Origin of the sequence: Pigmentiphaga sp. (genome assembly GCF_033795525.1) — a bacterium.
Lineage (GTDB): Bacteria > Pseudomonadota > Gammaproteobacteria > Burkholderiales > Burkholderiaceae_B > Pigmentiphaga.
In genome coordinates this window covers 588,158-606,981 of the sequence record NZ_JARYGM010000003.1, presented here as the reverse complement: position 1 = coordinate 606,981, position 18,824 = coordinate 588,158, and the positions used below count along the sequence as shown (strand labels likewise).

Genomic DNA, 18,824 nt, shown 5'->3' with positions numbered 1-18,824 from the left:
GCATGCCTTCCCCCTCAATTCGGAAAAATACAAAAGGGAGATTTGCGTATTCAGCCCGGGCGGCCGCGGCCGTTAACGCATCACCCTGCCCCACTCGACCTTCAGGCATCGATTCATCTCGACGACAAGACCCGCCGCACGGGCCCGCTCGGCCGCCTGTTCGTTGACCACGCCCAGCTGCATCCACAACGCACGCGCGCCGATCAGCACCGCATCGTCGGCAATGGGCGGCACGTCGGCCGACGGCCGAAAGACATCGACGATGTCGATGGCGATACCCTGCTCGCGCAGGTAGGCTGCCGCGCTGCCCAGGTCGGGCCATGCCTTCTCGCCGAGTATGGCCTGGCCGCCGGCAGCCGCAGCGGGATTGATCGGTACGATCCGCAGGCCATGCGCCTGAAGCGCTTGGGCGACCCCATGGCTGGGCCGGTCGGCGCGGGGGGAAAGGCCGACCACGGCGACCGTGCGCGTGGACGAGAAAAGATCTTTGAGCTGCTGGTCCGTCAACATGGTTCCATCCTATCGAGTGGCCAGCCGAGCTTAACGCTTTACGGCCGGGACGCGCAGCTGCAACGGGGTGAAACGCTTCGGGCCAGCGATGGGACTCGGACGCGGGCCCCAGAGGTACGGGATACGGAAACGGCGGCCCGGCAATCGACCGCTCATATCCTGCTACAAATTGTCCGACTCCTTCCATGTGACTGTAGGGAATCTGCTGCACACTACGGGCCGTAAACGCAGGAAACCCAGCATGAACAAGCCCAAGACCATCCGCTCCGCCGCCTCCTTGATCCTCGTCACCACGGCGCTCGCATGGGGCTTGCCGGCTCGCGCCGACGACATCCGCACTCTGGAGTCCGAACAGGCAAGCCTGTTGGATACGAACCCCGGCCTACGTGCCGCCGGGGCACGAACGGCCCAGGGCCCGGACGACACGACCGGCGCCGCGGGCGGCAAGACCGGCAGCGGCGGCCAGGCGGCCGGCTGACGCCGGCACGGCACATCGAGCCGGCTTCAGGACGTAAGCGCATCGTCGCGCCCGGCGTACCGGCCCCGTCCTACGCGGCGCCCGCCTGGGCCGCGCGCAAGGCGGCGAAGCTGTTCTTGCGGAACGAGAAATCGCGCTCCTCGCTGGTCATGATCTCCAGCAGCACCGGGTGGCCTTCCTCGGTCTTGCGGCGCGCGCGCGCGAAAGCCGCGGCCAGCTGGGCGGGGTCGTCGACGCGCTCGGCGTAGCCGCCCAGGTCGCGCCCTATGCCGGCATAGTTGCCGCCGATGTCGCGCGTGCCGTAGCGCGCATGCGAAAGCTTCATATTGTTGGTTTCGACCGCCATCGTGGCATTGTTGAACACCACGGTGCAGATGGGCGCGCCGACTCGCACCGCCGTCTCGAAATCCAGCCCTGTCATCCCGAACGCCGCATCGCCCATGAAATTGACGCAGAACTTGTCGGGCGCGGCCAGCTTGGCGCCTATGGTCAGGCCCAGCCCGGTGCCCAGCGCGTGGGATTTCCCCCAGCCCAGGTAGCTGTGCGGCGTGGTCGCCTCGTAGAACGGCAGGATCTGGTCGCGCGGACTGCCTGAGTCATGGGTGACGATGGCCTCGGCCGCGGGCACCGCGTTCATGAACTCGTGGATCGCGCGATAAGGCGTGATCGGGACGGCCCGGCTCTCCAGCTTGTGCCGCCATTCGGCCAGCCATGCCTGCTTGATGGACAGGATCTGCGGCCGCGGATCGCCGCGGCGCGCATTGCCCAGGCGGTCGCGCACGGCCTCGATCAATTGGCGCAGTACCAGCTTGGCATCGCCCAGGAGGGCCACGTCGGTCTCGTAGCCTTTGTACAGATCGCGCGGGTCGGATACCGCGTGAATAATCTTTTTCTCGGCAACCGGCATGACGCGGTTGGTCAAATGGTGCCGGGTGAGGCTGCTCCCCACCGCGAGCACCAGATCGGCGTGCTCCAGGAAGTGGTTCCCGTGGCCGGTCAGTACCGCGCCCGACGTGCCTAGCGACAGCGGGTGGTTTTCGGGAAAGGCGCTCTTGCCCTCGACGGTGGTGATGACGGGCAGCGATGCCAGTTCCGCCAGCTCGAGCAGCTCGGCGCAGGCCTCGGCGTAGAAAATGCCCTGCCCGGCCTGGATGATGGGGCACTTCGCCTCCAGCAACAGCGCCGCGGCGGCATCGATATCGCGCTCGTCCGCGGCCGACCGGACTTGGCGCACACCGCGGAAGGCCAAAGGCATGTCGCCGAGCTCGTGTTCCACCAGGTCCATGGGGAACTCGATCATGACCGGCCCCAGCCGACCGTTCTTCAGGTGGTTGATGGCACGCCGCATGACGTTGGGAATCTCCTCGGGCGCCACCACTTCTTCCACACTACGCGTCACGCAGGCGTAGGCCCGCGAAGAACGGAAGGTCGGCGCCACCTGCGCCACTTCGCGGCGATGGCCCAGCGGCAGCAGCAGGATGGGCGAGGAATCGGAATAGGCGGTGGCGATACCGGAGAAGGCGTTCTCCGCCCCCGGCCCGTATTGCATGGCGAATACACCGAACGGCCGGCCGTTCTTGATGCGGGTATAGCCATTGGCCATGTCCACGCCCACCCGCTCCTGGCGGCAGAGCACCGGGCGTATGCCGGCCTGCGCGGCGGCCTCGATAATCGGTGTGGTGGGATAGCAGAACAGGGTGTCGATGCCCTCCTGCTTGAGCATGCTTGCGACGACGTCCATGACGCGCATGTTCACTGCTCCTGTGGACGGACAGCGCCCGGATCTGGCACATCGCCCGGCAGAACGATCTCCAGCACGATGGAGCTCAAGGCCTTGCCGTGCGGATCGATCCTGAGCGAACGCGTGACCCCGCCCGCCAAGGCATTCTCGATCACGAAGTTCAGCGCCCGCAGCCGAGGCAGCTCGTAGCGCGTGACCGGCCCGGCGGCAAGATGGGCATAGGCCTGCGCGACCCGCTCGGAAGTCAGTTCGCGCTGCAGAATCTCCCAGCCGGCATCGTCATAGGCGATTACCGCCACGTTGGAGGTGTTGCCCTTGTCACCGGAGCGGGAATGGGCCAGATCGTAAACCCGTACACTCATCGCATTTCCTTATTAGTACCGCGAACCTGGGGAGTCATTCCAATACGGAAATTTCCGGTTGGACCCACGCGCGCGGCATCAGCAGCGACTGCACCGCAATGATCTCCCGGGCGCCAAAATTGACCGGTCCGCCCGGACCCGCCGGCCCCTGCATATTCAACTGCCTGACTTCGTCGCCCAGCAGGTCGGCGCTGCGCCGGTCGGGACACCGGCCCGCCACGCGCAGGCGGACTTCGTAAGGTTCGGGACGAGAGCCGGGATCGCCGTGCAGGCTGGACATGCCTATCACGTCCACCTGCAGTTCCGAGGCCACGCCTCCTTCCAGGCGGAACCGTTCCTTGACCACTTCGCCGGCCAGGCGCGCGCGGGCCACGGCGTTTATACCGGCATAGCCGATTTCTCCCACGCCGATGTAGCCGTCGAAATAACCCACGGCCACCTTGTAGGAATCGGTGCGGGGCTTGCCGATGGCGCCGCTCACGCGGACACGGTCGGGCGCGGTTTCGGCCAGCTCCACCTGCGTCAGGTCGAGCACGCAGTCGGGCGTGATGTAGCGGGTGGGATCGTGGATTTCGTACAGGAGCTGCTCGGTGCAGGTCATGCGGTCCAGCCGCCCGCCCGACCCCGGTGTCTTGCCCATCAGCACCCCGCCGTCACGGGTGATGTCGGCGAACGGATAGGCGATGTCGGCCAAGCCCGGAACGTCTTTCTTCCCCGGATCGGCGAAATAGCCGCCCGTGACCTGGACCGAGCATTCCAGCAGGTGGCCCGCGAGCGTGCCGGCCGCCAGCCGCGCCAAGTCGTCGTAGGACCATCCGAAGTGATGCATCATCACGCCCAGGAACAAGGAGGGGTCGGCCACGCGGCCGGCCATGACCACGCTGGCACCGGTATCCAGCGCCCGGGCGATCACGTCGGCGCCCAGGTAGGCGTTGGCCGAGGCCAGCCGCGGCAGCAGAGCCTCGACCGGCACCCCGCTCTCCATCAAAGGCAGCCCCGGGTGGGCACGGACCAGTTCCGTCACGTCGTCCCCGGTGATGACCGCGCACGACACTTTGCCCAATCCCAGCTCCAGGGCTTCCCGTTGCAGCGCCTGCGCGCCCCCGAGCGGATTGGCGGCACCCATGTTGGTCACCATCCGCACTCCCTGCTCCCGGCACAGCGGCATGAAGGCGCGGGCGCGGGCCTCGAGCATGGGCGTGTATCCCGCCTCGGGCTTGCGCTTGCGATTCAGCGTTTCGCGCGCAATGGTGCGCTCGGCCAGGCACTCGCACACCAGGTAATCCAGTTCGCCGCGCTCAAGCAGCTTGACGCCCGGGTAGATGCGGTCGTCCGCCATACCCGCCCCCGTGCCCACACGCAGGGTATCGGGGCCATGTCTGCCTCGTCTAGTCATTATCAAGGACTCCGTTCAAGGAACAGCGAGCTCGAGGAGCCCGGCTGGTATTCTGGACAAACTCGATTGATGTAGGAAATGAATTTATAAGATCATAGTGATCCACTAATAGAATCAATGGCCGGCCATGCGCACCCAACTCACGATCCAGGAACTGGAGGCCTTCATTGCGGTGGCCGATACCCTCAATTTCCGCGCCGCCGCCGCCCTGTGCTTCGTGTCCCAGCCGGCGCTCAGCCGCACCGTGGCCGCCGCCGAATCCAAGCTCGGCACCCGGCTGTTCGACCGCAATACCCGGCGCGTGACCTTGACCAGTTCCGGCGAAGAACTGCTGCCGATCGCGCGGCGCATCGTCTTCGAGTTGCGCGACTCGCTCAGCGATCTGTCCGAATTCGTCGCCGGGCGCAAGGGCAGCTTCACCATAGCCAGCCTGCCCGCGCTGGCAGCCTCCATCCTGCCCCGCCCCATGCACCTGTTCCTGGCGGCCCATCCCAACGTGTCGATCGGGCTGCAGTCGGTATCGACCGCCGACGTGCTGCGCATGGTGCAGGACGGCTCGGCACAAATAGGCGTGACCTCGCAGCCGCCGTCGGACATGGCGCGCGACATTCATTTCACGCCCTTCGTCAACGACGACCTGATCCTGATCTGTCCCGAGCATGATGCGCTGGCACGGGAGGCTGCCGTCTCGTGGGAGGTATTCGCCCAGCGCCCCTACATTGCCAACGGCCCCGCCAGCAGCCTGCGCCCCCTCGTAGAACGGGTGCTGGCCGACCGCCGCATCACGGTCGAACCCCGCTACGAATCGGTGAACCTGTCGGTCACCGCCAGGATGGTCGCCGCCGGGCTGGGCATCGCCGTCATTCCCACCCTGGCGCGGGGGCTGGTCAATCCCGAAGGTTTGGCCTTCGTGCGCCTGACCGACCCTGCGGTCTCCCGGAACATCGGCGTCGCCACCCGCAAGGGACGGTCGCTGTCGGGGCCGGCATACTCCTTCGTGCAGGCCTTCCTCGCCCACCACGGCATCGGCCAGCCCTCAGGGCGCGCCGACGGCGCTACTTCAACCCGCCCGGGAAATTCCGAATAAAGTCGCGCACGCTGGACACGTCCTCTTTGAAGAACGCGGCGAACTGGGCTTCGCCTTGCACGAACGGCACCGCACCGAGCCCGGAAAAGCGCTTGGCGATCTCCGCATCCTTCATCGCGGCCTCCACCGCCAGGGCCAGCTTCTGCTTGACCGGGGCCGGCGTTCCGCGCGGCGCCAACAGGCCGTACCAGGCGCGAGCCTCGAAACCCGGCACCCCCGACTCCGCGATGGTGGGGACATCGGGCCGCAGGCCGACCCGTTCGGGAGACGCCACGGCCAGGACCTTGATACGGCCCGTTTCCAGGTGCGGCATGGCGATGGGCAAACCCACGAAAATGCTGTCGATATGCCCCGAGGCCAGATCGGTCATGGCCGGCCCGGTGCCTTTGTACGGTACGTGCAGCAGGTCCGTGCCGGTGGCGAGCGCAAACTTGGCGCCGGCCAGGTGGCCGCTCTGCCCCGCGCCCGATGACCCGTAGCTCAGCTTGCCAGGCTGCTTCTTCGCCAGCGCGACGAAGTCCTGCACCGTTTTCACGGGCAGCTTGGTGCCGGTGAACAGGAAGTAGGGCGTGTTGGCATAACTGGCGATGGGTTCGAGGTCCTTGGCCAGATCGAAGCGGACATTCTTGTTGTACGCCACCGCGATGGGCAAGCCGGCCGTGGCCACCACCAGCGTGTAGCCGTCCGGTTCGGCGCGTGCTACGGATTCGGTGCCGATCAAGCCGCTGGCGCCGCCCCGGTTCACAACCACGATGGACTGGCCCAGCTGCTTTTCCATGGCGGGCGCGATGACCCGGAACAGCACATCGGCGGTGCCGCCGGGTTCGTAGGGAACGACCACGGTAATGGGCCGTGCGGGATAGGTGTCGGCGGCAGAAGCCGCACCGCAGGCGAGCGCAATGCCGGCCAGTGCTAGCAGAAGGTGTCTCATAGTCCTCCAGGGGGTGGCGGTCCGGCCCGGCGTTCTATGCGCCGGATACCGGTTGCAAATCTGCGCAGGATTGCCGGACGATGTATACGGCTCCTCCCGCCGCCTCATTCTGCGCTTGCCGCATTGATTTGAGAATTAGAATTATGCGATTAGAGCGATGCCGGATCTGGATCAATCGCCCGCGCGGAGCATGGCAATGACGGGCTCGGATCGCTGCGCCGGCGCAACCCCGGCCCATAAAAAAACCAGGCCGTACGCGACGGCCTGGTTCCTAGTGCAAAAAACAACGAGCTACGTTAACGGGCGACCGTTAATGCGGTTAAACCGTTAACTGCGGCCGCCCCGCAGCTTGCGAATAGCGGCCAACTGCGCGGCCAGCATGGCGAGCTCGGCCTCGACCACGGCCACTTCGGCCTTGTCCTTGGCGTTGCGCAGCGCCTCTTCTGCCGCCTTGCGTGCCTGCTCGGCCTTGGCCTCGTCGAGGTCTCGGCTGCGAATGGCCGTATCGGCCAGCACCGTCACGGTACCCGGCTGGATTTCAAGCAGCCCGCCGGCAACGAAGATGTGCTCTTCCTCGCCGTTATCCGCGCGCGAAATCTTGACGGTACCGGGACGGATACGCGAAATCAGCGGCGCATGGCCGGGCAGAATACCCAGCTCGCCCGCCTCGCCAGGCAGCGCCACGAACTTCGCCTCGCCGGCGAAAATCGACGCCTCGGCACTGACGACGTCTACATGAATAGTTGCCATACTCAATTCTCCTGTGCCGCGCGTCGCGCAGCCCCAGCACCAGCCCCAGGGTGCCGCGGATCCGGCTCCGCCGGTCCGCCAGCACCGCCCCCTGGGGGGCGCCCGTAAGGGCGTAGGGGGGGATTACAACTTTTTGGCTTTCTCGAAGGCTTCGTCGATCGTGCCAACCATGTAGAAGGCCTGCTCGGGCAGCGCGTCGCACTCGCCGTCGACGATCATCTTGAAGCCGCGGATGGTTTCCTTCAACGGCACGTACTTGCCCGGCGAGCCGGTGAACACTTCGGCCACGTGGAAGGGCTGCGACAGGAAGCGCTGGATCTTGCGGGCGCGGCCCACGGCCTGCTTGTCTTCCGGCGACAGTTCGTCCATGCCCAGAATCGCGATGATGTCGCGCAGTTCCTTGTAGCGCTGCAGCGTCTGCTGCACGCCGCGGGCGACCGCGTAGTGCTCTTCGCCCACGACTTGCGGATCGAGCTGGCGGCTGGTGGAGTCGAGCGGATCCACGGCGGGGTAGATACCCAGCGCGGCGATGTCACGCGACAGCACCACGGTCGAGTCCAGGTGCAGGAAGGTCGTGGCGGGCGAGGGGTCGGTCAAGTCGTCCGCGGGCACGTACACGGCCTGGATCGAGGTGATCGAACCGGTCTTGGTCGAGGTGATGCGCTCTTGCAGCTTACCCATTTCTTCGGCCAGCGTGGGCTGATAACCCACGGCGGAAGGCATACGGCCCAGCAGAGCGGACACTTCGGTACCGGCCAGGGTGTAGCGGTAGATGTTGTCGACGAAGAACAGGATGTCGCGGCCTTCGTCGCGGAACTTCTCGGCCATGGTCAGGCCCGATAGCGCCACGCGCAGACGGTTGCCCGGGGGCTCGTTCATCTGGCCGAACACCATCGCCACCTTGGACTCTTCGATCTTGTCCAGGTTGATGACGCCCGCTTCCGCCATTTCATGGTAGAAGTCGTTGCCTTCGCGGGTACGTTCGCCCACGCCGGCAAACACCGACAGACCGCTGTGCTGCTTGGCGATGTTGTTGATGAGCTCGAGCATGTTCACGGTCTTGCCCACGCCGGCGCCGCCGAACAGGCCCACCTTGCCGCCCTTGGCGAACGGGCAGACCAGGTCGATAACCTTGATGCCGGTTTCGAGCAGCTCCACGGAGGGAGAGAGCTCGTCGAACTTGGGCGCGTCCTGGTGAATGGCGCGGCGCTCTTCCGACTTGATCGGGCCGGCTTCGTCGATCGGACGACCCAGCACGTCCATGATGCGGCCCAGCGTACCGGTACCGACGGGCACCGAGATGGGAGCGCCGCTGGCGGTCACGGCCATGCCGCGGCGCAGGCCGTCGGACGAGCCCATGGCAATGGTACGGACGACGCCGTCACCCAGCTGCTGCTGCACTTCGAAGGTCAATCCCTTTTCGGCGAACGCCGAGCTATCGTCGGCCAGCGTGAGGGCCTCGTAGATCTTGGGCATGCTGTCGCGGGGGAACTGGATGTCCACCACGGCACCGATGCACTGAACGATGGTTCCGTTGCTCATATCGATTCCTCGATTCCTGATTCTTGATGGCGCCACGCCGGCTTACACAGCCGCCGCACCGCCCACGATTTCCGAAATTTCCTTGGTAATGGCCGCCTGGCGGGTCTTGTTGTAGACCAGCTGGAGCTCGCCGATTACCTTCTTGGCGTTGTCCGATGCAGCCTTCATGGCCACCATCCGCGCCGACTGCTCGGACGCCATGTTTTCGGCAACGGCTTGGTACACCAGCGCTTCGACGTAGCGCAGCAGGAGCTCGTCCACGACCGACTTGGCATCGGGTTCGTAGATGTAGTCCCACGAGTACGCCTTCTTTTCTTCCTCGGTCTGGCGGAAACGATCGGCCGACAGGGGCAGCAGCTGCTCGATCACCGGCTCCTGCTTCATCGTGTTGATGAAGCGGTTGTACGCGATGTAGACCACGTCGACCTTGCCCTCCGCATAGGCGTCGAGCTGGACCTTGATCGCGCCGATCAGGCGTTCGAGGTTGGGCGCATCGCCCAGCTGCACCACCTGGGACACCACGTTGGCATCGAGCCGGGTCAGGAAGCTCAGGCCCTTGTTGCCAATGGCCGTGGTCTGGACCTTGATGCCCTTGGCCTCGGATTCCTTCAGGCGATTGAGCACCGAACGCAGGATGTTGGTGTTAAGCGCACCGCACAGCCCCTTGTCGGTGGTGACCACGATGAGCCCGGCGGCCTTGACGTCTTCGCGCTTGTCCAGGTAGGCGTGTTCGTAGTCAGGATTGGCTTGCGCCATGTGCGCAGCGATGTTGCGCACCTTGTCGGCATACGGACGGGCCGCGCGCATCCGGTCCTGCGCCTTGCGCATCTTGGATGCGGCGACCATCTCCATCGCCTTGGTGATCTTGCGCGTGTTCTGCACGCTCTTGATCTTGGTACGGATTTCCTTGATTCCGGGCATCTATCTTCCCTCGTCTGTTTCCCTGACTCCGGCCCCTTTATCCAGGGCACCGCGGATCCGGCTTGGCCGGTCCGCCAGTGCCGCCCCCTGGGGGGGCGCGCGTAGCGCGTAGGGGGGTTCCACCTAGGGGTTCAGATGGCGTTCTTCTTGAAATCCTTGACCGCTTCGTGCAGCGCGGCTTCGTCGTCCTTGGACAGTTCCTTGGTGTCCTCGATACGGCCGATCAGCGCCTCGTACTTGGACTTCAGGTATTCCTTCAGCGCTTTTTCGAACGCCAGGACGTCCTTGACTTCGACGTCGTCGAGGTAGCCGTTGTTGGCGGCAAACAGCGAGACGGCCAGTTCCCATACCTGCAGCGGCTGGTACTGGGGCTGCTTGAGCAGTTCCACCACGCGGCGGCCGCGCTCGAGCTGGCGGCGGGTCGATTCGTCGAGGTCGGACGCGAACTGCGCGAACGCGGCCAGTTCACGATACTGGGCCAGGTCGGTACGGATACCGCCGGACAGCTTCTTGATGACCTTGGTCTGGGCGGCGCCGCCCACGCGCGATACCGAGATACCGGCGTTGATGGCGGGACGGATACCGGCGTTGAACAGGTCCGATTCCAGGAAGATCTGGCCGTCGGTAATCGAGATCACGTTGGTCGGCACGAAGGCGGACACGTCGCCGGCCTGCGTCTCGATGATGGGCAGCGCGGTCAGCGAACCGGTCTTGCCTTTCACGGCGCCGTTGGTGAATTTCTCGACGTACTCTTCGTTGACGCGCGCGGCGCGCTCGAGCAGGCGCGAGTGCAGGTAGAACACGTCGCCCGGATAGGCTTCGCGGCCGGGCGGGCGGCGCAGCAGCAGCGAGACCTGGCGATAGGCCCAGGCCTGCTTGGTCAGGTCGTCATAGATGATCAGGGCGTCTTCGCCGCGATCGCGGAAGTACTCGCCCATCGTGCAGCCGGAGTAGGCGGCGATGTACTGCATCGCGGCCGAGTCGGACGCCGAGGCGGCCACGACGATGGTGTATTCAAGGGCGCCGTGCTCTTCGAGCTTGCGGACCACGTTGTTGATGGTCGAGGCCTTCTGGCCGATCGCCACGTACACGCAGGTCAGGCCCTTGCCCTTCTGGCTGATGATGGTGTCGACCGCGACGGCGGTCTTGCCGGTCTGGCGGTCGCCGATGATCAGCTCGCGCTGGCCGCGGCCGATGGGCACCATGGCGTCGATGGCCTTCAGGCCCGTCTGCACCGGCTGCGACACCGACTTGCGCGCGATCACGCCCGGCGCGACCTTCTCGATCACGTCCGTGGCCTTGGCGTTGATGGGGCCCTTGCCGTCGATGGGCTGGCCCAGTGCGTCGACCACGCGGCCCTTCAGCTCCGGACCGACCGGCACTTCCAGGATGCGGCCGGTCGATTTGACCGTGTCGCCTTCGGAGATGTGGGTGTAGTCGCCCAGAATAACGGCGCCGACGGAGTCGCGCTCGAGGTTGAGCGCCATGCCGAAGGTGTTGTTGGGAAACTCGAGCATTTCGCCTTGCATCACGTCGGACAGGCCGTGGATGCGGGTAATGCCGTCGGTCACGGAAACCACCGTGCCTTGGGTGCGGATGTCAGCGGTGTTGCTCAGGCCCTCGATGCGGCTCTTGAGCAATTCGCTGATCTCAGACGGATTGAGTTGCATGGTTGACTCCTGGAATCCTTTCTCTCGGTGCCGATGAGGGCCTAGCGACCGAACTATGCGACGAGCGCGTCGCGCATGCGATCAAGCTGCGCACGCACGGAGGTATCGAGCACCTGGTCCCCGACGGACACGCGCACGCCGCCGATCAGCGAAGCGTCGACCCGGACGGAGGGCTTGATTTTCAGGCCGAATTTCTTTTCCAGCCCGGCGACCAGGTCGGCAACCTGGGCATCGGTCAGCGGAAACGCGCTGGCGATCTCGGCGTCGGCAATGCCTTCGTGGCGGTTCTTCAACCACAGGAATTGCGAGGCGATCTCGGGCAGCAGCAGCAAGCGGTCGTTTTCGACCAGCAGCTGCACGAAATTGCGCGCAGCCGGCGACAGCGGCGTCTTCAGCGTAGCCGTGAACAATTCGACTCGCTGTGCGTTGTCGAGCTTGGGATTGGCGATGGCGCTGCGCACATCCGGGTGCGCGGCGGCCTGCGCCATTTCGGCGACAAGCTCGGCCCAGGCGGCAAGGCCTGCGCTATCTGCACGGGCAACGCCGAACAGCGCTTCAGCGTATGGCCGGGCGATGGTGGACAGTTCAGCCATGGTGGCTCTCGATGCCTGATACGGTTAGCGAGGTGATTCGCAAACACGTGAGCGGCACGCAACCGTGCCACCCCCGCGGGTTCGTTTTACAACTGCGCCTTGAGCCGGCCGAGCAGCTCGGCATGCGCCTGGGCGTCGACTTCGCGCTTGAGGATTTCCTCGGCGCCTTTCACGGCCAGCTGGGCAACCGCATCGCGCAGGCCGTCGCGGGCACGCTGGGCTTCCTGCTCCGCCTCCTGGCGAGCCTGCTCGAGTATGCGGGCACGTTCTGCCTCGGCGTCCTTGCGAGCCTGCTCGATCAGGGCGGCAGCCTGTTTCTCGGCCTGGGCCAGGCGAGTCTGGTTTTCGGCCTTGGCAGCGGCTTCGATCTGGCTGATGCGGGCTTCCGCCTGCGCCAGCTCGGTCTTGCCTTTCTCGGCCGATGCGAGGCCTTCGGCGATCTTCAGACGGCGCTCTTCGATGGACTTCATCAGCGGCGGCCACACGAACTTCATCGTGAACCACGCCAGAATGAAGAACACGAGCATCTGGAAGACGAGTGTCGCGTTCAGATTCACGGTGTTTCCTTATTCGGAAAAGATCATCATCCGTGACGGCGAGCGGAGCGGCGCCACGGAGCGGTCATGTCGAATAGGTCTTAGCCGGCGAACGGATTCGCAAAGGCGAACAGCATGGCGATACCAACACCGATCAGGAAGGCGGCGTCGATCAGGCCGGCCAGCAGGAACAGCTTGGTCTGCAGCGGGTTCATCAGCTCGGGTTGGCGAGCCGAAGCCTCGATGTACTTGCCACCGACGATCGCGATTCCCAGGCATGCGCCGATGGCACCCAGACCGATGATCAGACCGCAAGCGAGAGCGACGAGAGCGACGTTGGTCATGACAACTCCTTGATATGAATCGAAAAACGACTAGTTATGTTGATAATTGAACGACGGATACTGCTAACTTGCTACGGGAGCGCGGCAACCCGCCACGCCCCGGTATTTCTACACACCACCACTCCCTCCCGACTCCGGGGCGCCGCGGATCCGGCTCTGCCGGTCTGCCAGCGCCGCCCCCTGGGGGGCACCCGAAGGGTGTACAGGCGCCTACTAATGCCCTTCGTGCGCCTGGCTCACATACACCAGGGTCAGCATCATGAAAATGAATGCCTGGAGCACGACGATCAGGATGTGGAAGATGGCCCAGATCGAACCCGCGATCACGTGGCCGATGCCCAGGAACACGCTGGTGGCATTCAGGCCGGCCCACGCGCCGCCCAAGAGGGCGATCAGCATGAAGATCAGTTCGCCGGCGAACATGTTGCCGAACAACCGCATGCCCAGCGAAACCGTCTTGGCAGCGTATTCGATCAGGTTGAGCAACAGGTTGAAGGGAGCCAGGATGATTGCAGCGATGCCGTGCCCGTGGAACGGCGCGGTGAACAGTTCCTTGACGAAGCCGCCGGGAGACTTGATCTTGATGCCGTAGTAGAGCATCAGCAGCAGCACCCCGAGCGACATCCCGATGGTGGCATTCAGGTCCGCGGTGGGAACGATGCGATGGTAATGGATGACGTCGGCCAGCCCGACCAGGCCGAACAAGTAATGGGGAAGGTCCACCGGCAGCAGATCCAGCGCGTTCATGAAGATGATCCACATGAACACGGTCAGCGCCAGCGGCGCGACGAACTGCCGGGACTTCGCGTTATGGACGATGCTCTTGGCCTGCTCGTCGACCATCTCCACGAGGATCTCGACGAATGCCTGCATCTTTCCCGGCACGCCGGCCGTCGCGCGGCGCGCGCCCAGCCACATCAGGAAGACCACGAGCAGGCCCATGCTGATGGACCAGAAAAGCGTGTCGTAGTTGATGACCGAAAAGTCGGCGATGACGGTCTGCTTGTGCCCGGTGTTGTTCAGGTGTCCCAGGTGGTGGACGATGTACTCGGACGCGGTCGGCGCTGTAGTGGAAGCCATATCGGGGGGTTCTATCCTACGACCTGATTTTCGAAATTCTCGCGATGCCGGCCGGACGCTACTGCCGCACCGTCATCTTCAATCCTTCTTGCCGAAAGCCAGTACCAGCCACTGGCTTTTGAGCGCACACACCAAGCCCGCCAAAAAGGCTGGCCAGACAAGCCACTCACGACCGAATCTCGCCGCCGCGACGATGAGTGCGGCAGCGATGGCGATCTTGAGAAACTCGCCCAAGAAAAACGTTGCGGGGTTTGCTCCCTCCGGCTTCTGCACACTCAGGACCAGCCTGAATGCGAACAAGGCGTTGGGAATGACGTATGCCGCGGCGCCAGCCAGCGCAGACCCTGCAGCAGTGCTCCCTGACACCGCGTAGGCCAGCCCGGCAATGACCACGCTGACGGCAACCTGAACAATTATCGCACGCAGCAAGTCCCGCACGGCCTGCTGGCGCAACACTATCCGTTCTGCTTCGGTAAGCCGAAGCGGTTCCACCTGTTCGTTGGAACGCAAGCGCTCAGCGTCTCGGGCCTCCCAACCCCATGGATCGGGTTCGCCGGCCCCCCTCCCATCTTGCGCGCCGTGCGGCACCGCGGCATGGGCCGACTGGTGCGCAGCTCTTTCGCAAGCATTCGCGCTGGCATCTGAAGGGCGCGGATCGTCTTCGACCGTCTTCATCGGACGACTAGCACCTTTTCAAGACCTGCTTTCCGACAAACCATACGAGTATAGCGGGTTTACCCCCTTCAGGCAAACCAGCATGGTGCGCGGGAACAGACAGCATGCACCGTCCTAGCGCCCCTTCCGGCCCCAGGCTTGCTGCCGCCCGCTGCGGCGCAGCGCGCCTTTCCCGAGCCGGCCCAATCGGCGCAGCAATTCAGTACACGTATAAATGTACTTATTAAAAATTCCTTTTAATTCATGTATTTAAATGACTGTATTTTTGAAAATGCAGTGATATATTGCTTTCTTCTTTCACTAAGGGTCAGCGCCGCCTGCGCAACGCCCACATCCATGAGCGCGGCCGGCCGGCCGCGATCGCCACGGGCGTCACCGCTTCCAGGCGGCTTGAACGGGGGTTCCATGTTTCGTCGTCGTTTCCTGGTGGGCTTGGTCGCAGCCCTCGCGTTGTCTTGCCTGCCGTGGCGCGCAGCCACCGCACAACCCTGGCCCGCGCGGCCCATCACCCTGCTTGTTTCTTCCGGTCCGGGCGCCGGCGTGGATCTGTTCGCACGGGTGCTGGCCGAACAACTGCAAGGCCGGCTGGGGCAGTCGATCATCGTCGAGAACCGTCCCGGCGCCTCCGGCATGATCGCCGCGCGGCTGGCCTCACGCGCCGCACCGGACGGCTACACGATCTTCCTGATGCCGAACACGCTGGTCATCGCGCCCTACGTGCTGGCCGAGAACGCCGCCACGGTCAGCGTCATGAAGGAGCTGGCGCCGGTGATCATGCCCGTATCGACCATGATGGTGCTGGCCGTCAATGGAAAATTCGCCGACCGGAACGGCATCCGGACGGTATCGGATCTGGCCGAGTACACGCGGCGCCACCCCGAGCTGCCCTACTCGGGCGGGGACAACGGATCGCCGATGAACGTGATGGGCGAGCAATTCAAGAAAGAAGCCGGGCTGCGCATGACCCACATTCCCTATGGCGGCGTCGCCAAGACGGTGTCGGCGCTGATCGGCGGGCACGTCAACGTCGCCTGGATGCCGACCTCCGGCAACATGTCGCATTTCAAGAACGGCGCCTTACGCGCGCTGGCCACCTCGTCGCCCGCCCGTTCGCCGCAAATGCCGGATGTGCCGACCATGGCCGAGCTCGGCTTCAAGGATGTCCGCGCCACGGCATGGTTCGGGATACTGGCGCCGCTGGGAACGCCGCAGCCCATCGTCGGCCGCTTGAACAGCGAAATCAATGCCGTCCTGGGCTCGGCCGACATGCGGGCCAAGCTGGCCGAGCTGGGCTACGACCCCGAAGGCGGCGGCCCCGAGGCATTGGCGGCGCAAATGCGCGAGGACGACGAGCGCTATCGCCGCCTGACCTCGGACCTGAACATCCGCGCCAAGTGACCCCGCGCCGCACACTCGAGAAACCACCGTGTCCGATACTCCGCTGAAACTCAGCATGACCTGCGGTCCGTACGACCGCGCGCAGGCGCTCATCGATGGCAGCGTGAAACCCCGCGGCATCGAGCTGGACATCACCGTCAACGACGACGACGTCAGCCGGCAATCGCAAAGCGCGCGGGGCCTGTTCGACGTGACCGAGTTCTTCACCGGCACCTACATCGCCGACCTGCCGCGCCGCACGCTCGGGTTCACCGCCTTGCCGATTTTCGTCAAGCGCATGTTCCGCCATTCGTACATCTACATCAACAAACGGAAGAACATACGGCGGCCGTCCGACTTGAACGGCCGGCGGGTAGGCCTGCAGACGTGGATCACCAGCGCGGCGCTGTGGGCCAAGGGCATGCTGGAAGAAGACCACGGGGTGGATCTGGAATCCATCACCTGGGTCGCGTGGCAGCCGGTCAGGCTGCCCGATTGGACGCCGCCGCCCTGGCTCAAGCTGGAACTGGCACCTCCCGGCTCGACCCAACTCGACCTGTTGGCGTCGGGTGCGATCGATGCCGGCATCACCACGGAAATCTGGGCCCCGGACGTCCATCCCGACGTGGACTTCCTATTCCCCGACTACCCCGATCGGGAACGCGAGTACTTCAGCCGCACGGGGTGCTTTCCCATCATGCACACGCTGCTGGTCCGCACCAGCATCCTGGAAGCCCACCCCTGGGTCGCGCGCAGCCTGTTCGACGCCTGGGAAGCATCCAAGCGGCAATGCTACGAGCGCCAGGAATGGCAGCGCATCCACATGACGTCGCTCTGGTACCGCGGATTGTGGGAAGAAGAGCGCCGGGTGGCCGGTCCGGACATTTACCGCTGGGGGTTCAAGCAGACCCGCCACGAGATCGAGCGGATGCTGGCGTATGCCCATCGGCAAGGGCTCACGCCCCGCCGATACGAACCCGAGGAACTGTTCTGGCCCTCGATGCTGGAGACCTGAGCCCGCGGCGGCCACGGGCTCAGTCGCGGTAGGACGGATCCCGGCGGTCAAGCAGCCGCAACAGCGCCGGCCATTCCAATAACCCGAAGCGCCGCCGCGTCTCCGGCTTATACAAGTGATTGGTCAGCCGCACCACCTCCTCCCCCGGCAGGTGCAAGGGCGTATTGCAGGCCATTGCCATCGCCTGCGCCTGGCAGGCGCGCTCCAGCCAGTACATCGCCGTAAATGCCTCGGCAATGGATGGCCCCACCGTAAGCAGGCCGTGATTGCGCAGAATCATGGCCTGGCTGTCTCCCAGGTCCTCCACGATGCGTTGCTGTTCCCCCAGGTCCACGACGACGCCTTCGTAGTCGTGCACCGCCACCTTGCCGAAGAACATTGCGGTTTGCGTCAGGGGTAGCAGCCCGCACGCCAGCGCCGATATCGCCATGCCGGCGGGAGTATGGGTATGGATGACGCATTCCACGTCCGGACGCGCCCGGTGCACCGCCGAATGAATGACGAAGCCTGCATGATTGATCCCGTAGGACTGGCCGCGGTCATCGACGACCCGGCCCTCGAGATCGATCTTGATCAGGCTGGACGCGGTGATCTCCTCGTACGCCATACCATAGGGATTGATGAGAAAGTGTTCGCCCGCGCCCGGCACGCGGGCCGAGATGTGGTTGTAGATCAGGTCGTCCATCTTGAAATGGGCCACCAGCCGATAGCAGGCCGCCAGGTCCACGCGCACCTGCCGTTCGGCCTCGCCGATATCCGGCGCGCCCGTCCCCACGATTTGTGCTTGCCTCATGCTTGCCTTCCTTCGTCAATCGAATGCGATCTTCGCGCGCCGTATGACGCCGCCCCATTTGTCGATGTCCGCCGCGATGACGCCGGCCATCTCGGCGGGCGAGGTGGAACGAGCCTGGATGCCGAGCGCATCGAACCGGGTCTTGGTTTCGGGCAGCGCCAGCACGGCCGCGATTTCCTTGTTCAGGCGAGCGATGATCGGCGCCGGCGTCCCCGCGGGCACTTCCACGCCCTGCCAGCCATCGGCCTCGAAGCCCGGCACGACTTCGGCGATTGCCGGCGTATCGGGAAGGGCCGGCAAACGCTTGGTGCCGGTCGTGCCGAGCGGAATCACCGTGCCGGCCTTGACCTGTTCGATGGCGGTGGTGGTCGGCTGGAAAATCAGCGGGACCTGCCCGCCGATCACATCCACCAGCGCCCCGCTCTTGTAGGGGACGTGGGTCAGCCGCACGCCGGCCAGCGAGGTCATCAGTTCCATGATGACGTGGCCCGCGCCGCCCACGCCCATCGAGGCGTAGTCGATGGATGCCGGCTTGGCCCGCGCGGCGGCTATCAACTGGGCCAGGGTGCGATGCGGAAAGTCCTTGTTGGCAATCAGCACGTAGGGCACCGCCGCCACGATGGAGACCGGCGCGAAGTCCTTCACCGGATCGTAGGGGAGTTTCTTGTAGATGAACTGGTTCATAGTCACGATGGAATTGACCATGAAGAACATCGTGTGGCCGTCCGGCGGCGCCTTGGCCACGGCTTCCGCCCCCAGCATGCCGCCCGCGCCCGCGCGATTGTCCACGACAAAAGGCTGGCCCATGCGCTCGGCCAGCTTCCCGGCCAGGTAGCGCGCCACGATGTCGGGCGAGCTGCCGGCCGGAAACGGCACGATGACGCGCACCGGCTTGGACGGATAGGCATCGGCCGCGCCCGCCTGCCCCGTTGCACAGGCCATGACCATGGCCACGGCCGTCCATAAGTGCGCCGCGGTGCGGCGCATCGAGATCTGTCCCATGGTTGTCTCCCTCTCCCGCCC

At 64.8% G+C, this 18,824-nt stretch carries 21 protein-coding genes; 4 read left to right on the top strand and 17 right to left on the bottom strand.

Annotation, left to right across the window (positions count from 1 at the left end; genetic code table 11):
• Positions 1 to 72 precede the first annotated feature (72 nt).
• On the bottom strand, positions 73 to 510 hold the full coding sequence (locus QHC78_RS11415) for a CoA-binding protein (protein WP_319744537.1): 438 nt from the start codon (positions 508 to 510) through the stop codon (positions 73 to 75).
• Positions 511 to 751: 241 nt separating this feature from the next.
• On the opposite strand from QHC78_RS11415, the gene QHC78_RS11410 reads away from it, so the two are divergent.
• A complete protein-coding gene (locus QHC78_RS11410; RefSeq protein ID WP_319744535.1) occupies positions 752 to 988 on the top strand; it encodes a hypothetical protein in 237 nt (78 codons plus the stop codon).
• 70 nt (positions 989 to 1,058) lie between these two features.
• Here the strand turns inward: QHC78_RS11410 and QHC78_RS11405 are convergent, their stop codons facing one another.
• Genes QHC78_RS11405 through QHC78_RS11395 form a run of 3 tightly spaced genes read right to left on the bottom strand, consistent with a single transcriptional unit; the run spans position 1,059 to position 4,487 of the window.
• On the bottom strand, positions 1,059 to 2,738 hold the full coding sequence (locus QHC78_RS11405; protein WP_319744534.1) for a thiamine pyrophosphate-requiring protein: 1,680 nt from the start codon (positions 2,736 to 2,738) through the stop codon (positions 1,059 to 1,061).
• Between the two features lie 2 nt (positions 2,739 to 2,740).
• Positions 2,741 to 3,091 carry an AtuA-related protein gene (locus QHC78_RS11400; protein ID WP_319744532.1) on the bottom strand — a complete coding sequence of 117 codons (351 nt, stop codon included), beginning with the start codon at positions 3,089 to 3,091 and terminating at the stop codon, positions 2,741 to 2,743.
• Between the two features lie 34 nt (positions 3,092 to 3,125).
• On the bottom strand, positions 3,126 to 4,487 hold the full coding sequence (locus tag QHC78_RS11395; protein ID WP_319744530.1) for an acyclic terpene utilization AtuA family protein: 1,362 nt from the start codon (positions 4,485 to 4,487) through the stop codon (positions 3,126 to 3,128).
• Positions 4,488 to 4,614: 127 nt separating this feature from the next.
• Here QHC78_RS11395 and QHC78_RS11390 point away from each other — a divergent pair, with 127 nt between their 5' ends.
• Complete coding sequence (locus tag QHC78_RS11390) at positions 4,615 to 5,574, top strand: LysR family transcriptional regulator (RefSeq protein WP_319744528.1); 960 nt, start codon at positions 4,615 to 4,617, stop codon at positions 5,572 to 5,574.
• Here QHC78_RS11390 and QHC78_RS11385 read toward each other — a convergent pair.
• The 11 genes from QHC78_RS11385 to QHC78_RS11335 form a co-directional block, all read right to left on the bottom strand.
• Positions 5,543 to 6,505, bottom strand: a complete 963-nt coding sequence (locus tag QHC78_RS11385) for a Bug family tripartite tricarboxylate transporter substrate binding protein (RefSeq protein WP_319744526.1) — start codon at positions 6,503 to 6,505, stop codon at positions 5,543 to 5,545. The genes QHC78_RS11390 and QHC78_RS11385 overlap by 32 nt on opposite strands.
• 327 nt (positions 6,506 to 6,832) lie before the next feature.
• On the bottom strand, positions 6,833 to 7,255 hold the full coding sequence (locus QHC78_RS11380) for a F0F1 ATP synthase subunit epsilon (protein ID WP_319744524.1): 423 nt from the start codon (positions 7,253 to 7,255) through the stop codon (positions 6,833 to 6,835).
• A gap of 123 nt (positions 7,256 to 7,378) precedes the next feature.
• Positions 7,379 to 8,797 (bottom strand): F0F1 ATP synthase subunit beta, encoded by a 1,419-nt coding sequence (atpD, locus tag QHC78_RS11375; RefSeq protein WP_319744522.1) that lies wholly within the window; start codon positions 8,795 to 8,797, stop codon positions 7,379 to 7,381.
• A 42-nt stretch (positions 8,798 to 8,839) separates the two neighbouring features.
• Positions 8,840 to 9,718: a F0F1 ATP synthase subunit gamma gene (gene atpG, locus QHC78_RS11370; protein ID WP_319744520.1), complete on the bottom strand. Its 879-nt coding sequence runs from the start codon at positions 9,716 to 9,718 to the stop codon at positions 8,840 to 8,842.
• A gap of 131 nt (positions 9,719 to 9,849) precedes the next feature.
• The gene (gene atpA / locus QHC78_RS11365; protein ID WP_319744518.1) at positions 9,850 to 11,388 is read right to left on the bottom strand and encodes a F0F1 ATP synthase subunit alpha; all 1,539 of its coding nucleotides are present in this window, start codon (positions 11,386 to 11,388) and stop codon (positions 9,850 to 9,852) included.
• Between the two features lie 53 nt (positions 11,389 to 11,441).
• Positions 11,442 to 11,981: a F0F1 ATP synthase subunit delta gene (locus QHC78_RS11360; protein ID WP_319744516.1), complete on the bottom strand. Its 540-nt coding sequence runs from the start codon at positions 11,979 to 11,981 to the stop codon at positions 11,442 to 11,444.
• 86 nt (positions 11,982 to 12,067) lie between these two features.
• Positions 12,068 to 12,538 carry a F0F1 ATP synthase subunit B gene (locus QHC78_RS11355; protein ID WP_319744515.1) on the bottom strand — a complete coding sequence of 157 codons (471 nt, stop codon included), beginning with the start codon at positions 12,536 to 12,538 and terminating at the stop codon, positions 12,068 to 12,070.
• A gap of 80 nt (positions 12,539 to 12,618) precedes the next feature.
• A complete protein-coding gene (atpE, locus tag QHC78_RS11350; RefSeq protein ID WP_319744513.1) occupies positions 12,619 to 12,861 on the bottom strand; it encodes a F0F1 ATP synthase subunit C in 243 nt (80 codons plus the stop codon).
• 213 nt (positions 12,862 to 13,074) lie between these two features.
• Complete coding sequence (gene atpB / locus QHC78_RS11345) at positions 13,075 to 13,941, bottom strand: F0F1 ATP synthase subunit A (RefSeq protein WP_319744511.1); 867 nt, start codon at positions 13,939 to 13,941, stop codon at positions 13,075 to 13,077.
• A gap of 78 nt (positions 13,942 to 14,019) precedes the next feature.
• Positions 14,020 to 14,616 carry an ATP synthase subunit I gene (locus tag QHC78_RS11340; protein ID WP_319744509.1) on the bottom strand — a complete coding sequence of 199 codons (597 nt, stop codon included), beginning with the start codon at positions 14,614 to 14,616 and terminating at the stop codon, positions 14,020 to 14,022.
• A 236-nt stretch (positions 14,617 to 14,852) separates the two neighbouring features.
• On the bottom strand, positions 14,853 to 15,023 hold the full coding sequence (locus QHC78_RS11335) for a hypothetical protein (protein ID WP_319744507.1): 171 nt from the start codon (positions 15,021 to 15,023) through the stop codon (positions 14,853 to 14,855).
• Between QHC78_RS11335 and QHC78_RS11330 the strand changes: the two genes are divergently transcribed.
• Together QHC78_RS11330 and QHC78_RS11325 are read left to right on the top strand one after the other, a co-directional pair.
• A complete protein-coding gene (locus QHC78_RS11330; protein ID WP_319744505.1) occupies positions 15,022 to 16,014 on the top strand; it encodes a Bug family tripartite tricarboxylate transporter substrate binding protein in 993 nt (330 codons plus the stop codon). The genes QHC78_RS11335 and QHC78_RS11330 overlap by 2 nt on opposite strands.
• Before the next feature lie 28 nt (positions 16,015 to 16,042).
• Positions 16,043 to 17,008 carry a substrate-binding domain-containing protein gene (locus QHC78_RS11325; protein ID WP_319744503.1) on the top strand — a complete coding sequence of 322 codons (966 nt, stop codon included), beginning with the start codon at positions 16,043 to 16,045 and terminating at the stop codon, positions 17,006 to 17,008.
• 19 nt (positions 17,009 to 17,027) lie between these two features.
• Here the strand turns inward: QHC78_RS11325 and QHC78_RS11320 are convergent, their stop codons facing one another.
• Together QHC78_RS11320 and QHC78_RS11315 are read right to left on the bottom strand one after the other, a co-directional pair.
• Positions 17,028 to 17,801: a class II aldolase/adducin family protein gene (locus QHC78_RS11320; protein WP_319744501.1), complete on the bottom strand. Its 774-nt coding sequence runs from the start codon at positions 17,799 to 17,801 to the stop codon at positions 17,028 to 17,030.
• A 15-nt stretch (positions 17,802 to 17,816) separates the two neighbouring features.
• Positions 17,817 to 18,803 carry a Bug family tripartite tricarboxylate transporter substrate binding protein gene (locus QHC78_RS11315; protein ID WP_319744499.1) on the bottom strand — a complete coding sequence of 329 codons (987 nt, stop codon included), beginning with the start codon at positions 18,801 to 18,803 and terminating at the stop codon, positions 17,817 to 17,819.
• Positions 18,804 to 18,824 lie beyond the last annotated feature (21 nt).